The 16,800-nt window shown below is 60.2% G+C and carries 18 protein-coding genes and 1 pseudogene; 12 read left to right on the top strand and 7 right to left on the bottom strand.

Annotation, left to right across the window (positions count from 1 at the left end; all coding sequences use genetic code 11):
- Positions 1–95: 95 nt before the first annotated feature.
- The 11 genes from ATY76_RS12395 to ATY76_RS12345 all read left to right on the top strand — a co-directional run bounded on the left by ATY76_RS12395 (position 96) and on the right by ATY76_RS12345 (position 9,591).
- The gene (locus tag ATY76_RS12395; RefSeq protein ID WP_088675061.1) at positions 96–716 is read left to right on the top strand and encodes a cupin domain-containing protein; all 621 of its coding nucleotides are present in this window, start codon (positions 96–98) and stop codon (positions 714–716) included.
- A 135-nt stretch (positions 717–851) separates the two neighbouring features.
- The gene (locus ATY76_RS12390; RefSeq protein WP_088675060.1) at positions 852–1,793 is read left to right on the top strand and encodes a substrate-binding domain-containing protein; all 942 of its coding nucleotides are present in this window, start codon (positions 852–854) and stop codon (positions 1,791–1,793) included.
- A 70-nt stretch (positions 1,794–1,863) separates the two neighbouring features.
- Entirely contained in the window at positions 1,864–2,661 is a 798-nt protein-coding gene (locus ATY76_RS12385; protein WP_088675059.1) for an ATP-binding cassette domain-containing protein, read from the top strand.
- 38 nt (positions 2,662–2,699) lie between these two features.
- Positions 2,700–3,668, top strand: a complete 969-nt coding sequence (locus tag ATY76_RS12380) for an ABC transporter permease (protein WP_245309833.1) — start codon at positions 2,700–2,702, stop codon at positions 3,666–3,668.
- A 2-nt stretch (positions 3,669–3,670) separates the two neighbouring features.
- Positions 3,671–4,762, top strand: a complete 1,092-nt coding sequence (locus ATY76_RS12375; RefSeq protein WP_088675057.1) for a phosphotriesterase — start codon at positions 3,671–3,673, stop codon at positions 4,760–4,762.
- Positions 4,763–4,789: 27 nt separating this feature from the next.
- On the top strand, positions 4,790–5,554 hold the full coding sequence (locus tag ATY76_RS12370; protein ID WP_088675056.1) for a glutamine amidotransferase: 765 nt from the start codon (positions 4,790–4,792) through the stop codon (positions 5,552–5,554).
- A 17-nt stretch (positions 5,555–5,571) separates the two neighbouring features.
- Positions 5,572–6,477 (top strand): PfkB family carbohydrate kinase, encoded by a 906-nt coding sequence (locus ATY76_RS12365; protein WP_088675055.1) that lies wholly within the window; start codon positions 5,572–5,574, stop codon positions 6,475–6,477.
- Between the two features lie 5 nt (positions 6,478–6,482).
- Positions 6,483–7,316 (top strand): BtpA/SgcQ family protein, encoded by an 834-nt coding sequence (locus ATY76_RS12360; RefSeq protein WP_088675184.1) that lies wholly within the window; start codon positions 6,483–6,485, stop codon positions 7,314–7,316.
- On the top strand, positions 7,313–8,569 hold the full coding sequence (locus tag ATY76_RS12355) for a Zn-dependent hydrolase (protein ID WP_088675054.1): 1,257 nt from the start codon (positions 7,313–7,315) through the stop codon (positions 8,567–8,569). The genes ATY76_RS12360 and ATY76_RS12355 overlap by 4 nt, the downstream gene beginning before the upstream one ends.
- 231 nt (positions 8,570–8,800) lie before the next feature.
- Positions 8,801–9,097 carry a DUF1778 domain-containing protein gene (locus ATY76_RS12350; protein ID WP_088675053.1) on the top strand — a complete coding sequence of 99 codons (297 nt, stop codon included), beginning with the start codon at positions 8,801–8,803 and terminating at the stop codon, positions 9,095–9,097.
- Positions 9,094–9,591: a GNAT family N-acetyltransferase gene (locus ATY76_RS12345; RefSeq protein ID WP_088675052.1), complete on the top strand. Its 498-nt coding sequence runs from the start codon at positions 9,094–9,096 to the stop codon at positions 9,589–9,591. Before ATY76_RS12350 ends, ATY76_RS12345 begins: the two co-directional genes overlap by 4 nt.
- A 284-nt stretch (positions 9,592–9,875) precedes the next feature.
- Here the strand turns inward: ATY76_RS12345 and ATY76_RS12340 are convergent.
- The 3 genes and pseudogenes from ATY76_RS12340 to ATY76_RS12330 all read right to left on the bottom strand — a co-directional run.
- A pseudogene (locus ATY76_RS12340) lies at positions 9,876–10,913 on the bottom strand (trypsin-like peptidase domain-containing protein); the annotation flags it as partial.
- A gap of 67 nt (positions 10,914–10,980) precedes the next feature.
- Positions 10,981–11,490, bottom strand: a complete 510-nt coding sequence (locus ATY76_RS12335) for an Hsp20/alpha crystallin family protein (RefSeq protein WP_088675050.1) — start codon at positions 11,488–11,490, stop codon at positions 10,981–10,983.
- 93 nt (positions 11,491–11,583) lie between these two features.
- Positions 11,584–12,060, bottom strand: a complete 477-nt coding sequence (locus ATY76_RS12330; protein WP_088675183.1) for an Hsp20 family protein — start codon at positions 12,058–12,060, stop codon at positions 11,584–11,586.
- Between the two features lie 213 nt (positions 12,061–12,273).
- Here ATY76_RS12330 and ATY76_RS12325 point away from each other — a divergent pair, with 213 nt between their 5' ends.
- Positions 12,274–12,411 carry a hypothetical protein gene (locus ATY76_RS12325; RefSeq protein WP_245309815.1) on the top strand — a complete coding sequence of 46 codons (138 nt, stop codon included), beginning with the start codon at positions 12,274–12,276 and terminating at the stop codon, positions 12,409–12,411.
- A gap of 99 nt (positions 12,412–12,510) precedes the next feature.
- Here the strand turns inward: ATY76_RS12325 and ATY76_RS12320 are convergent, their stop codons facing one another.
- The 4 genes from ATY76_RS12320 to ATY76_RS34125 all read right to left on the bottom strand — a co-directional run bounded on the left by ATY76_RS12320 (position 12,511) and on the right by ATY76_RS34125 (position 16,615).
- Entirely contained in the window at positions 12,511–14,715 is a 2,205-nt protein-coding gene (locus tag ATY76_RS12320) for an amylo-alpha-1,6-glucosidase (RefSeq protein WP_088675049.1), read from the bottom strand.
- A 16-nt stretch (positions 14,716–14,731) separates the two neighbouring features.
- Positions 14,732–15,826 carry a glycosyltransferase family 4 protein gene (locus ATY76_RS12315; protein WP_088675048.1) on the bottom strand — a complete coding sequence of 365 codons (1,095 nt, stop codon included), beginning with the start codon at positions 15,824–15,826 and terminating at the stop codon, positions 14,732–14,734.
- A gap of 89 nt (positions 15,827–15,915) precedes the next feature.
- Positions 15,916–16,338 (bottom strand): hypothetical protein, encoded by a 423-nt coding sequence (locus ATY76_RS34130; protein WP_088675047.1) that lies wholly within the window; start codon positions 16,336–16,338, stop codon positions 15,916–15,918.
- Positions 16,313–16,615: a hypothetical protein gene (locus ATY76_RS34125; RefSeq protein ID WP_088675046.1), complete on the bottom strand. Its 303-nt coding sequence runs from the start codon at positions 16,613–16,615 to the stop codon at positions 16,313–16,315. Before ATY76_RS34125 ends, ATY76_RS34130 begins: the two co-directional genes overlap by 26 nt.
- Positions 16,616–16,800 lie beyond the last annotated feature (185 nt).

Here is a 16,800-nt window from a genome sequence, read left to right as displayed (position 1 = left end):
GTAGGCGACCACAGTGCTGCTGGATCATGTCGGGGGTATCCTAACTGGACTGAACGACCTATGATTGGAGTCCCGATTAATGCGATGCCTCGAACATGAATATCGTCAAGCCGCCTTCACCGTCTGACAATAGCCGGGAGGATAAAGTTCAGTCGAATCCGGTGCGGCTTGGCGCACGCCTCAAGCTGGCGCGGCAGACGCGGGGCTTGACGCTGAAGGCACTGGCGCTGGCTGCGGATTGTTCAGAAAGCCTGCTGTCCAAGATCGAGAACGGTAAGGCTTCGCCATCGTTGCCCATGCTGCACCGGCTGGTGCAGGCGCTCGATTCCAATATCGGCTGGATGTTCGAGGAGACGGATGCCGACGAGGGCGTGGTGTTTCGCGCCGGCACACGGCCGCTGATCTCGCTCGATCCGCTGCGACGCGGCGAGGGCATATCGCTCGAACGTATAATTCCCTATTCGCAGGGTCATCTGCTCCAGTGCAACATCCACCATATCGATGTGGGAGGCGAGAGCGCCGGCCCGATCCAGCATGTCGGCGAAGAGGTCGGCTACGTGCTCGTCGGCGAGATCGAGTTGATGATCGGCGATAAGACCTTTCACCTGTCCGCCGGAGACAGTTTCGTATTCAATTCAGAGCTGGCCCATTGGTATCGCAATGTCGGAAGCCAGCGTGCCTCGATTTTCTGGGTCAATACGCCGCCAACATTTTGATTACCTCAAAAAACTCATGATTTGACTTTTGTGGCTCCGACCATTCAAGCGACTTGACAATAATTCAAGTCACTTGAATAATGCCCTTGTAAATTCTGAACGCCGCCCGCGGCGTCTAACAAGGGGAACTTAAAAATGGGTCGGACCAAATATCTCCTCAGCTGCGCCGCAGCCGTCGCCATGACGCTTTCCATGGGTGTTTCAGGCGCCTTTGCCGATACGTTCGCGCTCGTCACCATCAATCAGCAGGCACTCTTCTTCAACCAGATCAATGATGGTGCCAACGCTGCCGCAAAGGCTGCTGGCGTCGACCTCGTCATCTTCAACGCCAACAACGTGCCTTCGGCGCAGAACGATGCGATCGAGACCTACATCACGCAGAAAGTCGACGGCATCATCCTGGTCGCCATCGATGTGAACGGCGTGAAGCCGGCCATCACTGCTGCGAAGAATGCCGGCATTCCGGTCATCGCCATCGATGCGCAGATTCCGGAAGGCGACAACATAGCCTTCGTCGGTGTCGACAATACCGCCGCCGGTCGCGAGATTGGCAAGTTCTTCTCTGACTACGTGAAGAGCGACATGGGCGGTGCGGCCAAGGTCGGCGTCGTCGGCGCGCTTAACTCGTTCATCCAGAACCAGCGCCTCGACGGCTTCAAGGCTGCGGTAGGCGAGGGCGGTCAGAAGATCGAATTCCTCAACACCGTTGATGGCCAGAACGTGCAGGACGTCGCGCTGTCTGCCGCCGAAAACCTGATGACGGCCAACCCCGACATGACGGCGCTCTATGCGACCGGCGAGCCGGCGCTGCTCGGCGCGGTTTCCGCGGTTGCCAGCCAGGGCCGCGGTGATAGCATCAAGGTCTTCGGCTGGGATCTGACGAAGTCCGCCATCGATGGCATCGACCAAGGGTTCGTGACCGCTGTGATCCAGCAGGATCCGGCCGGCGAGGGCAAGGCTGCGGTCGAGGCGCTCGTCAAGGTCAAAAAGGGCGAGAAGATCGAGCCGATCATCAATGTGCCGGTTACCATCGTCACCAAGTCGAATGTCGATCAGTACCGCGATATATTCAAGTAAGGCGAACTGCCGCCGTCGCCCGGGCTGTCGATCAGGCTGGGCGGCCGGATTTCAGCAAGGGCCATTGAATATGACCGACACGCAAGTCAGCCGCGTTCGTATGACCGGCATTTCTAAGCGCTATGGCGCGCTGCAATCGCTCGACAACGCCTCGCTCGATCTGAAGCCCGGGGAAGTTCTCGGCCTGGTGGGTGACAACGGAGCAGGCAAATCGACCATCAGCAAGGTTTTGTCCGGCGCCGTGATCCCCGATTCAGGAACGATCGAGATCGACGGCAGAGCGGTCGCCTTCACCTCGCCCGCAGATGCGCGCGCAGCGCGTATCGAGATGGTCTACCAGGACCTGGCGCTCTGCGACACGATCGATGTGGCTGGCAATCTCTTCCTTGGCCGCGAGCCGAAACGGCGGGTGGCCGGCGTACCGATGCTCGACAAGACGCTGATGCATGAGCGTGCGCGCGACATGCTCTCCAATCTCGGCATCGTCATCCCCGATACGCGCATGAAGGTGGAAAACCTTTCGGGCGGCCAACGTCAGTCCATCGCCATCGGCCGCGCCGCATCCTTCAACCCCTCGGTGCTCATCATGGACGAGCCCACAGCGGCACTCGCCGTCGCTGAGGTGGAGGCGGTGCTCGAACTCGTCCGCACCGTCTCGCAACGCGGCGTGTCCGTCATTCTCATCACGCATCGCCTGCAGGACCTCTTCCTCGTCTGCGACCGCATCCAGGTGATGTATGAGGGGCGTAACATCGCCGAGCGCCGGATCGAAGACACGAATATCGAGGACGTCGTCAATCTCATCGTCGGGCGAAAATTTGCAGCCCGATCCGCAGGCCATAACCGGGAAAAGGGCGCCTCCGCATGAGTTCCGAACCCAACGCCTATGCCAGCCATCCGCCCCGCATGCGCGAGCCGACGATCCTCGACAAGGTCGTGGCCAATGGCGGCGTCATGTCGATCGCGCTGTTCTTCGTCGTCTGTTGCCTGTTCTTCTCGGTGACAACGGATGCCTTCCTGACCGCGCCGAATCTCCTCAACGTCATCCGGCAATCCGCCCCGTTGCTGATCGTCGCGGCGGCCATGACCTTCGTCATCACGACCGGGGGCATCGATCTTTCGGTTGGCTCCGTCCTTGCCCTGACGGCCACCTTGTCGGCCGCAGCCCTACAGGCGGGCGTCCCTTGGCCGTTTGCCATCGTGCTGATGCTTCTGCTCGGCGGCGTGGTGGGTGTCATCCAAGGTTATTTTATCGCCTATGAGCGCGTCCCCGCCTTCATCGTTACGCTCGCCGGTCTTTCCGTGATCCGCGGTTTCGCGTTGCTCATCACTGGCGGCTATTCGATCCCCATCGAGCCGACGAGCCCCTTCGTAGCCCTTGGCCGCGCCTGGGTGTTTGGCATTCCGGCTCCGGCGCTGATCGCGATTGTGATTCTCGCCATCGCCTACATCGCCTTCAACGAAACCCATTTCGGCCGCTACGTCACGGGCGTCGGCGCCAATGCCGAGGCGACACGGCGGGCAGGCGTCAACACGCGCCGGGTCATCCTCTGGGTCTATGTGCTGTCGGGTACGGCCGCGGCGGCCGCCGGCGTTATCCTTTCCGCCCGTCTCGGCTCCGGCTCGTCGAATGCGGGACAGGGTTTTGAGCTGGATGTCATCGCAGCCGTCGTGCTCGGCGGCACCAGCCTCTTTGGTGGACGCGGCTCTCTCGTGGGGACGATTCTCGGCGCGCTGACCGTCGCGGTGCTCGCAAACGGCCTCATCCTTTCACATCTATCGCCCTTCTTCACGCCGATCGTCACCGGGTTCATCATCCTCGTCGCCATCTGGCTGAATTTCCGCCTGTTCCGCGGCGGCGCGAAGGGGCGCTGAGGATGCTCGATCGTCTCTTCACGGGCGCGCCGAAAAAGCGGCATCCCATCGGGGTGAATTCCGGCACAGCCATGACCGTCACCGGCCCCGTTCCGGTGGAGGATCTGGGCGTGACGCTAATGCACGAGCACATCTTCCTCAATGGCGCGACCAGCTGGATCTGCCCCTGCCACCCGGACGAAAAGGCGATCGCCGAACAGAAGGTCTCGATCGAGATTATCGGCGAATTGCGTATGAACCCCTACATGAACCGGGACAATGTCTCGCTCGATGATGGGGATCTGGCGCTGGGAGAGCTCAAACGGTTCCAGGCGCTCGGCGGCTGCACCGTGGTGGAAACGACCAATTTCGGCATCGGCCGTGATGCGGCGGGACTCGCCCGCATCGCGCGCATGTCGGGGCTCCGGATTATCATGGGTACAGGCTTCTATCTGGAGCACACCCATCCCGACTGGCTGAAAGCCATGGACATCGAAGAGGTTGCGCAGTTCATCGTCGATGATGTCGGCGGCGGCGAGACGCAGCCGGAGATCATGGCAGGTATTATCGGTGAGGTCGGCGTCAGCCGTCATTTCACCGCCGAGGAAGAGAAGTCGCTTCGTGCTTCAGCGCGGGCGGCACGCATCACCGGCCTGCCGCTCTCCGTTCACCTGCCGGGCTGGGAGCGTCTGGCGCATCGCGTGCTCGATGTGGTCGAGGAGGAGGGGGCCGATCTGCGCCATACTGTCCTTTGCCACATGAACCCCAGTCATAACGATCTTGATTACCAGATGGCGCTGGCAAGGCGCGGCGCCTTCCTGGAATACGACATGATCGGCATGGACTATTACTATGCCGATCAGGATGCCCAGTCGCCCTCCGACGAGGAGAATGCCCGTGCTATCGCCACCCTTGTCGACAAGGGGTTTGGCGACAGGCTGCTGCTCTCGCAGGATGTGTTCCTGAAGATCATGCTGACGCGCTACGGCGGTTTTGGCTATGGCTACGTTCTCAAGCACTTCCTGCCGCGTTTGAGGCGCCATGGCGTCGATCAAGCGGCCATTGACCGCATGCTGATCGACAATCCGAAATCCGTCTTTTCCGCCATGCGCTGAGCGTTGGCCATCGTTCAAGGAGTTCCCATGACCAAGAAGAAAGTGCTGCTCGCCGGCGAATCCTGGGTATCGACCGCCACCCATATCAAGGGCTTTGACCAGTTCCCTACCGTGACCTATCATACCGGCGCGGACGAATTGCTGAAGGCCCTGAAGGATAGCCCCTTCGACGTTACCTTCATGCCGGCACACGAGGCACAGAAGGAGTTTCCGAGCACGCTCGAAGGCCTTAGGGCCTACGAAGCCATCGTGCTCTCGGATATCGGCGCCAATACGCTGCTTCTGCATCCGGACACCTGGATTCACTCGCGTCGCACGCCGAACCGTCTGAAACTGATGCGCGACTACGTCGCCCAAGGCGGGGCACTCCTGATGTTCGGTGGCTATTATTCCTTCCAGGGCATCAATGGCGGCGCGCGCTTCCGAAACACGGCTGTCGAAGACGTACTGCCGGTCTCCTGCCTTTCCGTCGACGACCGTGTGGAGGTGCCTGAGGGCTTTACGCCCATTGTGTCGGGCGATGCTTCGCATCCGATCCTTGCGGGCATAACCGGTGAGTTCCCGTATCTGCTCGGTTTCAACGAAGTGACGCTCAAGGAAGGCGCCAACCAGCTTATGACCGTTTCGTCGGAATACGGTTCGCTGCCGCTGCTCGTCACCGGCACCTATGGCGAGGGTCGCACGCTTGTCTGGACGTCCGATGTCGGCCCGCACTGGCTGCCGCCGGAATTCATCGCCTGGCCGGGCTATAAGACCCTGTTCGAGCAGATGCTCGCCTGGGCTACGGACTGATCGGAAGGGTCCAGACCATGACCATCCACGTCGTCGGCAACGTCTGCGTCGATACGAGCTTTCGCCTGGAGCGGCTGCCGAGCCCGGGCGAAACGCTGAACGCAGCGGCTGCCGGAGAAGGCGTCGGCGGCAAGGGAGCGAACCAGGCCGCTGCCGCCGCTCGGACAGGCGCATCGGTGACGCTTTGGGCAGCTGTTGGCCGGGATGCTGCCGGCGACGGGATGGAGAGCGTGCTCTCGGCGGAGATTTCCGAATTGCGCCTCTCGCGCCTTGACCTACCCAGTGACCGCTCGGTGATCCTTATCGACCGCCATGGCGAGAATGTTGTCGTCACTGCTGCCGCCTGCGCGGAGGCGTTCGATCCGCTGGCGATGTGCGCACTCGCATCGACCTGGTGCGCCAGAGACATTTTGCTGATGCAGGGCAACCTTGGTGCCGATGTGACAGCGCAATGCCTGAAGGCAGCGCACGCGGCCGGGCTTTTCACGGTCCTCAATCCGAGCCCGCTTCATGCTGAGGAGCTGGATCTGGCGGCGGTGTCGCTTCTGATCGTCAACCGGCAAGAGGCCGAAGCCTTGACCGGGGAAACGCATGGTGACCGCGCTGCCGACCGCCTGTGCGCAATGGGTGCGGCCACCGTCATCGTGACGCTCGGTTCGGAGGGCGCCTTCGTTCTGGAGGCATCTTCTCGGCTCCAGATCCCGGCTGAAAAACGCGAAACCGTGGATACCAGCGGGGCCGGCGACTGTTTTGCGGGCACGTTGACCGGGCTTCTCGCGCAGCGCGTACCCCTTTGCGATGCCGCAAGACTTGCAACACGGGCGGCGGGTCTCGCGGTTGGCCGTCCCGGCACGCTTGTCTCCTTCCCAACCCCGGCGGAGCTTGCCGCCCTCACCAAGATATTCAAACCGGAAAACATGTGAACGCCATGAGCAACCCGATCGGACGGCAGGACAAGGATACACTGAAGACGCTTTTCGGGCGCGACAAACCGGTGATCGGCGTGGTGCATCTGATGCCGCTGCCGGGCGCGCCGCGCTACGACGGCGAAGGCGTCGAGGCGATCTACGAGCGCGGTCTTTCGGATGCGCGAGCCTATCTTTCCGGCGGCTGCGACGCCGTCATTGTCGAGAACCATGGTGATGTGCCATTTGCCAAGCCCGACGATATCGGGCACGAAACATCAGCGCATATGGCCGTTATCGCCGATCGCATCCGTCGGGAACTCGGCCGTCCCATCGGCATCAACGTGCTGGCCAATGCGGCGATCCCGGCACTGGCTATCGCATGTGCATCGTCTGCATCCTTCATCCGCGTCAACCAGTGGGCCAATGCCTACATCGCCAATGAGGGTTTCGTGGAGGGAGAAGCAGCGCGTGCCATGCGCTACCGCGCCCATCTTCGCGCTCGCGGCATCCGCATCTTTGCCGACGCCCACGTCAAGCACGGCGCGCACGCCATCGTGGCAGACCGACCGGTCGAGGAGCAGGTCAAGGATCTTGTCTTCTTCGATGCCGATGTCGTCATTGCGACCGGCCAGCGCACCGGCCACGCCGCCGATCTCGGCTACATCAGAATGATCAAGGAAGCGGCATCGCTGCCGACACTGGTGGGCAGTGGCGTCACGCATGATAATGCCAACGATATTCTTTCAGTCGCGGATGGCGTGATCATTGCCAGTGCCCTTAAATACGATGGCGTCTGGTGGAATGCGGTTGAGCTCGACCGGGTCAAACGCTTTATCGCGGGCCTCGGTCGATGAGTAGGAAGCCGGAGGTTAACGCCGAACGCCTTCTTGCGTCCGTCGCCGATTTCGCGGCGATCGGCGCGACGCCTGCCGGTGGTGTCAACCGGCAGGCTTTGACCGTAGAAGACCGCGCGGCGCGGCGGCTGCTAGCCGAGCGTGCGCTTGCCCGCGGATTTACTATTTTCCAGGACGATATCGCCAACTTGTTCATTCGCCGGGAGGGCAGGGATATCACGCTGCCGCCGCTCCTCATCGGCAGCCACCTCGACAGCCAGCCGACCGGTGGTCGCTTTGACGGAGCGCTTGGCACGCTCAGCGCATTCGAAGCGCTCGAAGCACTCGCCGACGCCGGTGTCGAGACCGACCGTGCCGTCGAAGTGGTTGCCTTCACCAACGAGGAGGGGAGCCGCTACTCGCCGGGCTGCATGGGATCTATGGCCTTCGCAGGGGTCGGAACTGTCGCGGACTGGAAGTCGATACATGCGACGGACGGCACGCGGCTGGCCGATGAGCTGGCGACAACGCTAGCAACGCTGCCCGAAGCCGCTGTGCGTCCAGTAGGCCATGCCATTTCTGCCTTTGTGGAACTGCATATCGAACAGGGCCCGATCCTTGAACAAGAAGATGTGCCAATCGGCGTGGTCACGGCGGTACAGGGCACGAAATGGCTTGAAGTGACCTTCTCGGGCGTCGCCGCGCATGCCGGCACGACGCCGCTCGAATTCCGCAAGGACCCCATGAGCGCGGCAGCAGCCGCAATCGCAAGTCTTCAATCTGCGGTCATGCCTGCGGATCCGGAGGCACGGTTGACGGTCGGCCGTATCACCGCCGAACCGGGTTCCATCAACGTCATTCCCAGTTCTGTTGCCTTCACGGTCGATATCCGCCATCCGGACGCCGCTGCCCTTGCCGCAGTGGACCAGCATGTGCGGAAGGAATGCGAGACAGCGGCCGCGCGCTGGGACTGTGACGTTGCCATCAGCCAGCGCGTCGACATGGCACCAGGCCGCTTTGCATCATCGATAACAGGAACAATCGAGGAGGCCTGCAAAGCTCTTGGTCTCAAGAGCCGCCAAATGGTTTCCGGGGCCTTTCACGATGCGCTGTTTGTTAGCCGCGTAGCTCCAACGGCCATGATCTTTGTGCCGTGTCGCAATGGCATCAGCCATAACGAGGCGGAGTTCGTAACCGACACGCATATGATTTCCGGTACCCAGGTGTTGCTCAAAGTGGTCGAGTCGTTGGCGCTTATGGACCAGATCGCGTGATTGTTTTATCGGCTGTCTCGTAAGGGAGGATCTTTGGGTTACATCGCCTAACGCTCTCCTGGGGTTATGCATCCCAGTCTTAGGTTGATGTCCTGCGTTCGATTCTCATCAAGAGCGTAGATGAGCCAAATGCCGCGAATTAGGAATGCGCGCATTGTGTAACGACAATGCCTTTACGGACCTTGTAAAGATATCGTCGTTACGCTATCTAGGTGCAAACAGGAGTTTGCCATGCCGACCTCACACACGAGCAAAAGCTCGGACGCGAGCGTACCGCTGAATATGCGCATCAAGCCTGCGACCCGCAATCTGATTGATCGAGCCGCTGAGTTGCTTGGTAAGACGCGAACAGATTTCATGTTGGAAGCGTCCGAGCGCCGAGCCGAGGAAGTACTGCTCGACCGCACTATCTTCACGGTAAGCTCGGAAATCTATGCTGAATACCTTGCCCTGCTCGATGCGCCCACGCAGCCCAATGAGCGTTTAGCACGCACCATGGCGACCAAAGCACCGTGGGATAAGGCGTGACCCTCAGCCGACCGGCACCCTTGGCCGATCATCATGAGCTGGCCGAGTTCAATTCCGGAGTCACTGAACTAGATGAATGGCTGCGACGTCGCGCCCGGTCTAATCAAACGAGCGGCGCATCGCGGACCTTCGTCGTGTGCGAGCAGAGTCGCGTCGTCGCCTATTACGCGCTCGCTTCCGGCGCCCTCAAGCAGCCGGAGGCGCCTGGCCGTTTTCGGCGCAATATGCCCGATCCAATTCCGGTCGCTGTGCTTGGTCGCCTCGCCATTGATCAATCCTACCAAGGGCGCGGTATTGGCAAGGCATTGGTGCGCGACGCGGGCCTGCGCTTGCTCAATGCCGCTGAAGTACTTGGCATTCGAGGTATGCTCGTTCATGCGATTTCAGATGACGCACGAGCCTTCTATGAGGCCGTCGGCTTCCTACCTTCTCCTTCCGACCCCATGATGCTGATGGTCGGGTTGCATGACCTCACTAAAGCGCTGAACCCTTAGGCGGAACTCATCAATGATCTCGCTTCTAACTCGTTGAATTTTCGGCAGGAGGTCCTGGCATTTAAATGAGGGCCGCGAGTTTTAGTCCCTTCAAGACGATGGATTCCGCTAGAGCTCGTCGAGTGCTTCTTTGCGTTCGCCAACAGCCTACGAAAGCTGGAACCATTGAATTCCCCGTTGATGAGGATTCCCGGCCGTGGACGAACCGCGGCCGGAAACATGAAGCGCGGCGGCTTCTATGATCCGCTCACGCGCGCCTTAATCGTACGCTCCGAGCCACTGCTCCTGACGGTCAGCTCGATCTGCGAGCCCACTGGTGTCAGACCTATGCGATTGCGCAGATCGACAGCGCCATGAACCGGCCGACCATCGACAGCTGCCACCACGTCACCCGGTTTCAAGCCCGCTGCAGCGGCCGGGGATCCCTGCTCAACCGCGGCGATCAGCGCGCCGCCCGCGTCATCCAGCCCGAGTGACGCTGCCATATCCGAATCGATATCCTGGATCGCCACGCCGAGCTTGCCGCGAATGACCTCGCCATGCTGGATCAGCTGAGTCATCACCAATCTTGCGATCTTACTAGGCACCGCAAATCCGATACCGATGTTGCCGCCGGCTGGGCTCAGTATTGCGGAGTTGATCCCTGCGAGCCGTCCGTCGACGGTCACGAGGGCGCCACCCGAATTGCCCGGGTTGATCGAGGCGTCCGTCTGGATAAAGTCCTCATAACCTTCGCGGCTGAGACCGCTTCGGCCAAGCGCGCTGACGATGCCGGACGTGACGGTCTGACCAAGCCCAAACGGATTGCCGATCGCCACAACATAATCGCCGACGCGCAAAGCGTTTGAGTCACCAAAGGGCAACGCGGTCAGATTGGCGGCCGGTATCTGGAGAACGGCGATGTCGGTACCCATGTCAGAGCCGACAAGCTTTGCATCCAGCCGCCTTCCATCCTTCAGCGTCACGAGGATCTTGCGGGCATTTGCGACGACATGATGGTTCGTCAGCACGTAGCCTCGTGTTGCATCGACAATGACGCCCGATCCGGCGCTCAGACGCGGCTCCGCCTGAGGTCGATCCGGAAGGTTGAAGTAGCGGCGGAAATAGGGGTCACTGTAGAGCGGGTTATCCTCTTCGGGCGCCTGCGAGACAACCGAGATGTTGACGACTGCCGGCGTTACCTTTTCCAGCATCGGAGCAAGCGTCGGCACGCTGCCGCCGATCCCGGGCACGAATTGCGCCTGGGCTGGAAATCCGCCAATGAGCAGGGAGACGGGGAAGACGATGATCAATGGCCTGATGAGCCGTACGAACGCAGACATGGTCCCTCCTTCGTTTCGAACATGCTGACGCAGAAAAAAGCCGGAGGACGTCCTCCGGCTTCTTTCCTTAATGTTTGATCGCGATGCGTTTGACCTGCGACTGCGCCTTCTCGTCCTTGGGCAAGGTAACGGTCAGCACGCCGTTCTTGAAGCGAGCATCAACCTGATCATCCTTGACCTCGGCGCCGAGCGGGATGCGGCGCTCGAAACGGCCGTAATACCGCTCGGTGAACTGGCGGTCCTTGTTTTCGGTCTCGGAGCGCTTTTCACCCTTCAGCGTCAGCACGCCGTCGTTGAGCAGGACCTCAATGTCATTCTCTTCAAGGCCGGGCACTTCGGCGGTTACCTTGATCTCCCTTTCGGTATCGGAAATCTCGACGCTCGGCCAGCCGGCGCTGAACGCGGTGCCGCTGCCGAGGGCCGGCAGGCCGGAGCCGAAGCCGCGAAAGACGTCGTCGAACAGGCGATTCACCTCGCGATGCAGCGACAGGAAGGGATCCCGGTCGTCGTCACGCAGGAGACTTGGAACCTGGTTGCCGTTGTTGCGGCCCCAGGGAATCAGATCACGAACACTCATGTTTCTTCTCCTTTCTGGGGGTTAGTTGAAAAAGCTTCCCTACTGGTGCCGGGCATCGCCCGGCACCTCGTCGCGTGTTGCGCTGATGGAAGCTCAGGCTGCCTGCTTTTCGGCCTCGATCTGTTTCGTCTCGGCCTTCGGCAGAGCCGTGTCGGTCGCAATCTCGATGTGGCGCGGCTTCATCGCTTCCGGAATTTCCCGCTTGAGATGGATGGTCAGCAGACCGTTGACGAGGCCCGCGCCGACGACCTTGACGTGATCGGCAAGCTCGAACCGACGCTGGAACGAACGCCCGGCGATCCCGCGGTGCAGATATTGCACGTCTTCGGCATTTGCCTTCTGGCCCGATACGAAGAGCATGTTCTGCTCCTGGGTGATCGTCAGTTCGTCCTGCGAGAAGCCTGCCACTGCCATGGCAATGCGGTATTCGTCCTCACTGGACTTGACGATATCGTAGGGTGGCCAGTTGTCGATCGTTTCGATGCGGCTTGCAGCCTCGAGCGCATTCAGCATTCGGTCGAAGCCGATGCTCGAACGGTACAGGGGAGAAAAATCGAGGTTTGCCCTCATCGCCATATCCTCCTTGTAAGCAACATGGATACATGGAGGCGCCAAGAGCATATGGCGCCTCCTGGACTTGTCGACCCCCATTGGGCGATCGAACAATAGTTATATAATTCAGTGGCTTGCAGTTTCAAGAGCTCTAGAATTGCCCGGTTGACAATTTGATCTTTCTATAAGGATCACCCCGGATTCTGTGATGAAACAAAAGGAGTAATAGGTATGACAATGACCTCCGAAGACGTCATCGCCATCCTCGGACCTGACGACGAAACTTTGATAGCTGACGTGGTGGCGACTGGTGGCGACCAAGCTGAACTGGCGGAAGCTTCGCATGGGTCAATAGCGACGAAGCGTTGATGAGTGAACGGCGGCCTCTGCCGACAGGCAGGACCGCCTTCTCGTCTCAGACCAAGAGGAGTTGGAGTAGGTAAGGCGCCCGCGTGGAAGCAGCCTCGCCTATGCGGTGGTCAAAACGCGAACCTCGCCCTGGCGACCGACAGTGTCAACCACCACGCGACGTCCTGAGCGGCGAATGGCAACGTCGGCCCAGCCGTTCCCGACCCGCAGGTGTCGCAGCATCACCTCATCCAGGAACGCGGGCAGTTGCGGCTCGTCGAAGCTGATGATCCGGGCATGCGGGTCGCAGTCGAGGCCGAGACAGGATTGCAGCAGAAGGAGCGGTGCGGCAGCGGCCCACGCTTGCGGAGAGCAGGCAACAGGATAGAAGGTCGGCCCCTGAGCCTGCTGGCGTGGCAAGCCACAGAAGAGCTCCGGAAGACGGCGCAAGTCCAGATATGTCGAGGCCGCAAAAAGACCCTCGAAGATCCGAGTTGCCTCAGCGCGGTAGCCGTAGCGGGCGAGACCGCTGGCGATCATTGCATTGTCATGCGGCCAGACAGAGCCATTGTGATAGCTCATCGGGTTGTAGCGTGCCTCCGTGGAGGCGATGGTGCGGATGCCCCACCCGCAAAAGGACGAGGCGCTCATCAGGGTTTTGGCAATCTCGGTGGCCCGCTCGGGATACGCGACACCGGTAAAGAGGGCATGGCCCGCATTCGAAGACCGGACCCTGCAAGGCTGCTTGTTCCCGTCGAGCGCCAAAACGAAGGTGCCGAGTTCCTCGTCGAAGAAACTCGTATCGAAGGCACGACGAAGACCTTCCGCCCTTGCCAAAAATTTTGCCGCGCGTTCGGGTCTGCCGAGCAGGCGGAAAATCGCGGCGGCTGCCTGCCAGGCGCCATAAACGTAAGCCTGAACCTCGGCAATGGCGATCGGGCCTTTGGCGAGGCTGCCGTCGGCGTGGAAAACAGAATCGTGGCTGTCTTTCCAGGCCTGATTGATCAGCCCTTCCTCCGTCAACCGCCCGTATTCGACGAAACCATCACCGTCGCGATCGCCGTGTTCATCGATCCAGGTGAGAGCGGCCTCGATATTCGGCAGAAGGCGATTGATTGTGGCAAGATCGCCGGTTCGTTTCAGGTACTCGCCTGCCAGTAATATGAACAATGGTGTGGAGTCGATACTGCCGTAATAGCGGCGGAAGGGCACTTCGCCCAGTTCGGCCATTTCGCCATAGCGCACCTCATGCAAGATCTTTCCGGGCTCGGCGTCTGCTGCCAGATCGACCTCGGTCGCCTGGTTTGCCGCAAGATGGCTAAGGACGCCGCGCGCAATCTGCGGATCAAGCCACAACGTTTCCAGCGCGGTGATCAGAGCATCACGTCCGAACACGGTGCTGAACCAGGGAATGCCAGCATACGGATACGGACCTTCAGGTTTGTCGGTCGTCAGCATATAGAGATCGGAGACGCTGCGCCGCGCCACTTCGTTAAAAATATCGTTTGACGTGACGATCGATGCCGCGCGCGAGGAAGAGGAGCGCAATGCACGGCGGGCATCCCGCAGGCCAAGGAAAAACGACTGAGAGCCCTGACGCTGGTCTTTGGCTTGGTCGCAGCAGATCTGGATGAACAGCGACCGCGTTTCGTGTGGCGCCAGATCAAGATCATAAATGACATGGCCGCTCCCAAGTTCGTCTGGGCGCGGATCGAAGGACAACTGCGTGAGGCGCTTCTGATCGTCGAGGCCGATATAGGACAGAAGAACGCGGTCCTGTTCCACCACGGCCGGAAGCTGGCGGCCTTTCTTCGCCCTGACAGTTCCGCGAACCTCGAACAGATCGGCGAAGTCCGCTCCGAACGAAATTTCGATGCGCATTTGTTGTCGTCGCTCGTCGTAGTTCCTTATCGCCAAGCGCTCATAACAACCGGCATTCCACACAAAGCGTGTCCTGCGCATATGAATGAGATCATGCTCAAGCGTGAGCTTACGCCTCTCATCAAAAAGATCAGGATTGGTGAGATCGCAGGTCAGCGTCGCGTTGTCGTCGCGCAGCGTCGACGACAGAAGCATCGGCCGCTTGCCATTGATCGTTAGATGCAGATGCGAAAGGTACCGCGTGTCCCGATGGAAAACGCCTTCCGGGCTGCCAGGCCCGGAAAGCGCGTCACCATTGTGGTCGAAGACGGCGAATGTGTCGCCGTGCTTCAGGGTGCGAGGCCGCCGTTCCTGCAGCGAGGCGGTCGCCGGAATGAAAAATTGCGCGAGCGGCGCCTGGCCGTCTGCAGGCGCGGAACCGTCGTGTCCAGAAGAGATCGACATGCTCAAGTCCTCCGGATCATGCGACGATCTGAAGATCGAGGTCCTGACCGTTAGCACGGCGCAGCGGGGCCGCTTTGGTACGGACGCCACGAAGATTGCGATAGACGTCAAGATAGTCCTGTGCCATCCGCTGGGCGCTAAAGCGCTTCTCAAAGGTCGCACGAACCTTCTTTCGATCCATTCTGAAAGCCCATTCGACGTTCTCGACCGCTTCCGTCATGCTGTCGACGAGAATGCCCGAGGCACCATTGTCGATGACCTCCGGCACGGAGCCACATCCGAATGCAATGACCGGCGTACCACACGCCATCGCTTCGATCATGACTAGCCCGAAGGGCTCAGGCCAGTCGATCGGAAACAGCAGCGCGCGGGCGTTGCCGAGGAAGTCGGCTTTCTGATGCTCGTTGATCTCGCCGATGAATTGGACATTCGGATGGCTCTTGACCATTGGTTCGATCACCGTTTCCCAGTAGGCCTTGTCGGCATTGTCGATTTTGGCTGCGATTTTCAGGGGCATGCCGACCTTCGCCGCGATCGTGATGGCACGATCAGGCCGCTTCTCCGGCGATATCCGTCCGAGGAAGGCAAGATAGTTGCCCTTCGGTTTCTCGGTAAATGGCAACAGGTCGACCGGCAGGCCATGGTAGACTGTTCCCGACCAGTTGACCGGAGGCATCGGGCGGCGCTGATCATTGGAGATCGAGACGAGGGGAATATCGGCAAAAGCCCTGTAGAAGGGCTTGAGATCAGGCAGGTCAAGACGCCCGTGCAGCGTGGTGACCGTGCGGTCGGCAAAGTCCCGGATCAGCGGGAAATGCAGGAGATCGATATGGAAATGCAGGACGTCGAACTCATGTGCGCGCTGACGGATTTCCTCCAGCATCACGACCTGATGCGGCAGGTGATCCCTGACGCCAGGGTTGAGCCTGAGCGCGACATCCGAGCACGCCACCAGCCTGGCGTTGGTGATGGAGTCGCCGCTGGCAAAAAGCGTGACGTCATGGCCCTGGGCGACAAGTTCTTCGGTGAGATAGGAAACGATGCGCTCGGTTCCCCCATAGAGTTTGGGCGGAACGCTTTCAGCGAGTGGTGCGATCTGGGCGATCTTCATCGGCAAAACCTCCTCAATTGAGCAAAGAGTCCTCGGTAAAAACCAGGGCCGCGTCCCTAACAAGGTACGCGGCAAGTCAGATGGAAGCTCTAAATCTCAAGTGGCTGTCGGCGATGGTTCCCTTTTCGATAGCTGCACAGGCCAAGGCCACTGAACCGGCGTTCTTTCGGCCTCCAATGACGGGCCCGGCGGGTGCTGAAGGATTCGGACGAACAGGGTTTTTCAGGCTGTTGATCGTGCGCGTCGAGCATTTTCAACGCTTCCACAATCTCATCGTAAGAGACAGCTTTATTCGTCTCAGGATGAAGACGAAGAGCTGGTATGGAATCGACGGCGAAGATGTCGGACGCCCAAGATGCAAGGATGGCGCGCTTTTCGTCATGGCCGATGTGATCGGCGGCAAGCACGTCACGCGGGTGACCGAAATGATGCGCCGGATGAAGCAGGTGCGTGGCGCTTATGGCTGCTTCGGCGCTGTGGTTCGTTCTATTGGTGTTGATGTCCTCTCTCATATTCTGGCTCCAAAGATAAATCGATGGTTCCTGGGGTGAAGTTCAGCGGCTCAGCACGAATCGAATGGTGCTCCTTGAGCACCACTGGCATTTCGGCGGCTGCCATCGCTTCTGATAGCAAACGGTCCCGGTCTCGGATGCCCATGCTGAACAGTCTGGCAACCGTCGCGGTCAATCGACCCATAGGAGCTGGGTGGCCATTTATACCTTTGGCGCGGGCAACCTCTCTGACGACGCCGGCGCAAAGGCGCGCATCTTCTTTTGACGGCAAGTTCATGTTTCCTCCACAATGGCTCGCCCCACGGCGGCTTGGGGCGAGCCTTGCCGATCGCCTTTTTAGAAGTCCATGCCGGCGCCGGCCGGCATTGCCGGAGCGGCTTCCTTCTTCGGCTTCTCGGCGATCATCGCTTCCGTCGTCACCAGCAGGCCGGCAACGGAGGCGGCATCCTGCAGCGCGGTGCG

The organism is Rhizobium sp. R339 (assembly GCF_002211395.1).
In the GTDB taxonomy this organism is placed as follows: domain Bacteria; phylum Pseudomonadota; class Alphaproteobacteria; order Rhizobiales; family Rhizobiaceae; genus Rhizobium.
The sequence above is the reverse complement of the archived record's forward strand: the minus strand, read 5'-3'. Positions and strand labels throughout refer to the sequence as shown.

What these genes read in the sequence shown, in the direction of transcription:
- ATY76_RS12380 (WP_245309833.1), top strand. Translation starts at nt 2,700, where the DNA reads ATGCGCGAGCCGACGATCCTCGACAAGGTCGTGGCCAATGGCGGCGTC.
- ATY76_RS12370 (WP_088675056.1), top strand. Translation starts at nt 4,790, where the DNA reads ATGACCAAGAAGAAAGTGCTGCTCGCCGGCGAATCCTGGGTATCGACC.
- ATY76_RS12385 (WP_088675059.1), top strand. Translation starts at nt 1,864, where the DNA reads ATGACCGACACGCAAGTCAGCCGCGTTCGTATGACCGGCATTTCTAAG.
- ATY76_RS12350 (WP_088675053.1), top strand. Translation starts at nt 8,801, where the DNA reads ATGCCGACCTCACACACGAGCAAAAGCTCGGACGCGAGCGTACCGCTG.
- ATY76_RS12315 (WP_088675048.1), bottom strand. Translation starts at nt 15,826, where the DNA reads ATGAAGATCGCCCAGATCGCACCACTCGCTGAAAGCGTTCCGCCCAAA.
- ATY76_RS12390 (WP_088675060.1), top strand. Translation starts at nt 852, where the DNA reads ATGGGTCGGACCAAATATCTCCTCAGCTGCGCCGCAGCCGTCGCCATG.
- ATY76_RS12355 (WP_088675054.1), top strand. Translation starts at nt 7,313, where the DNA reads ATGAGTAGGAAGCCGGAGGTTAACGCCGAACGCCTTCTTGCGTCCGTC.
- ATY76_RS12330 (WP_088675183.1), bottom strand. Translation starts at nt 12,060, where the DNA reads ATGAGGGCAAACCTCGATTTTTCTCCCCTGTACCGTTCGAGCATCGGC.
- ATY76_RS12395 (WP_088675061.1), top strand. Translation starts at nt 96, where the DNA reads ATGAATATCGTCAAGCCGCCTTCACCGTCTGACAATAGCCGGGAGGAT.
- ATY76_RS34130 (WP_088675047.1), bottom strand. Translation starts at nt 16,338, where the DNA reads ATGAGAGAGGACATCAACACCAATAGAACGAACCACAGCGCCGAAGCA.
- ATY76_RS12320 (WP_088675049.1), bottom strand. Translation starts at nt 14,715, where the DNA reads ATGTCGATCTCTTCTGGACACGACGGTTCCGCGCCTGCAGACGGCCAG.
- ATY76_RS12325 (WP_245309815.1), top strand. Translation starts at nt 12,274, where the DNA reads ATGACAATGACCTCCGAAGACGTCATCGCCATCCTCGGACCTGACGAC.
- ATY76_RS12335 (WP_088675050.1), bottom strand. Translation starts at nt 11,490, where the DNA reads ATGAGTGTTCGTGATCTGATTCCCTGGGGCCGCAACAACGGCAACCAG.
- ATY76_RS12360 (WP_088675184.1), top strand. Translation starts at nt 6,483, where the DNA reads ATGAGCAACCCGATCGGACGGCAGGACAAGGATACACTGAAGACGCTT.
- ATY76_RS12365 (WP_088675055.1), top strand. Translation starts at nt 5,572, where the DNA reads ATGACCATCCACGTCGTCGGCAACGTCTGCGTCGATACGAGCTTTCGC.
- ATY76_RS34125 (WP_088675046.1), bottom strand. Translation starts at nt 16,615, where the DNA reads ATGAACTTGCCGTCAAAAGAAGATGCGCGCCTTTGCGCCGGCGTCGTC.
- ATY76_RS12375 (WP_088675057.1), top strand. Translation starts at nt 3,671, where the DNA reads ATGCTCGATCGTCTCTTCACGGGCGCGCCGAAAAAGCGGCATCCCATC.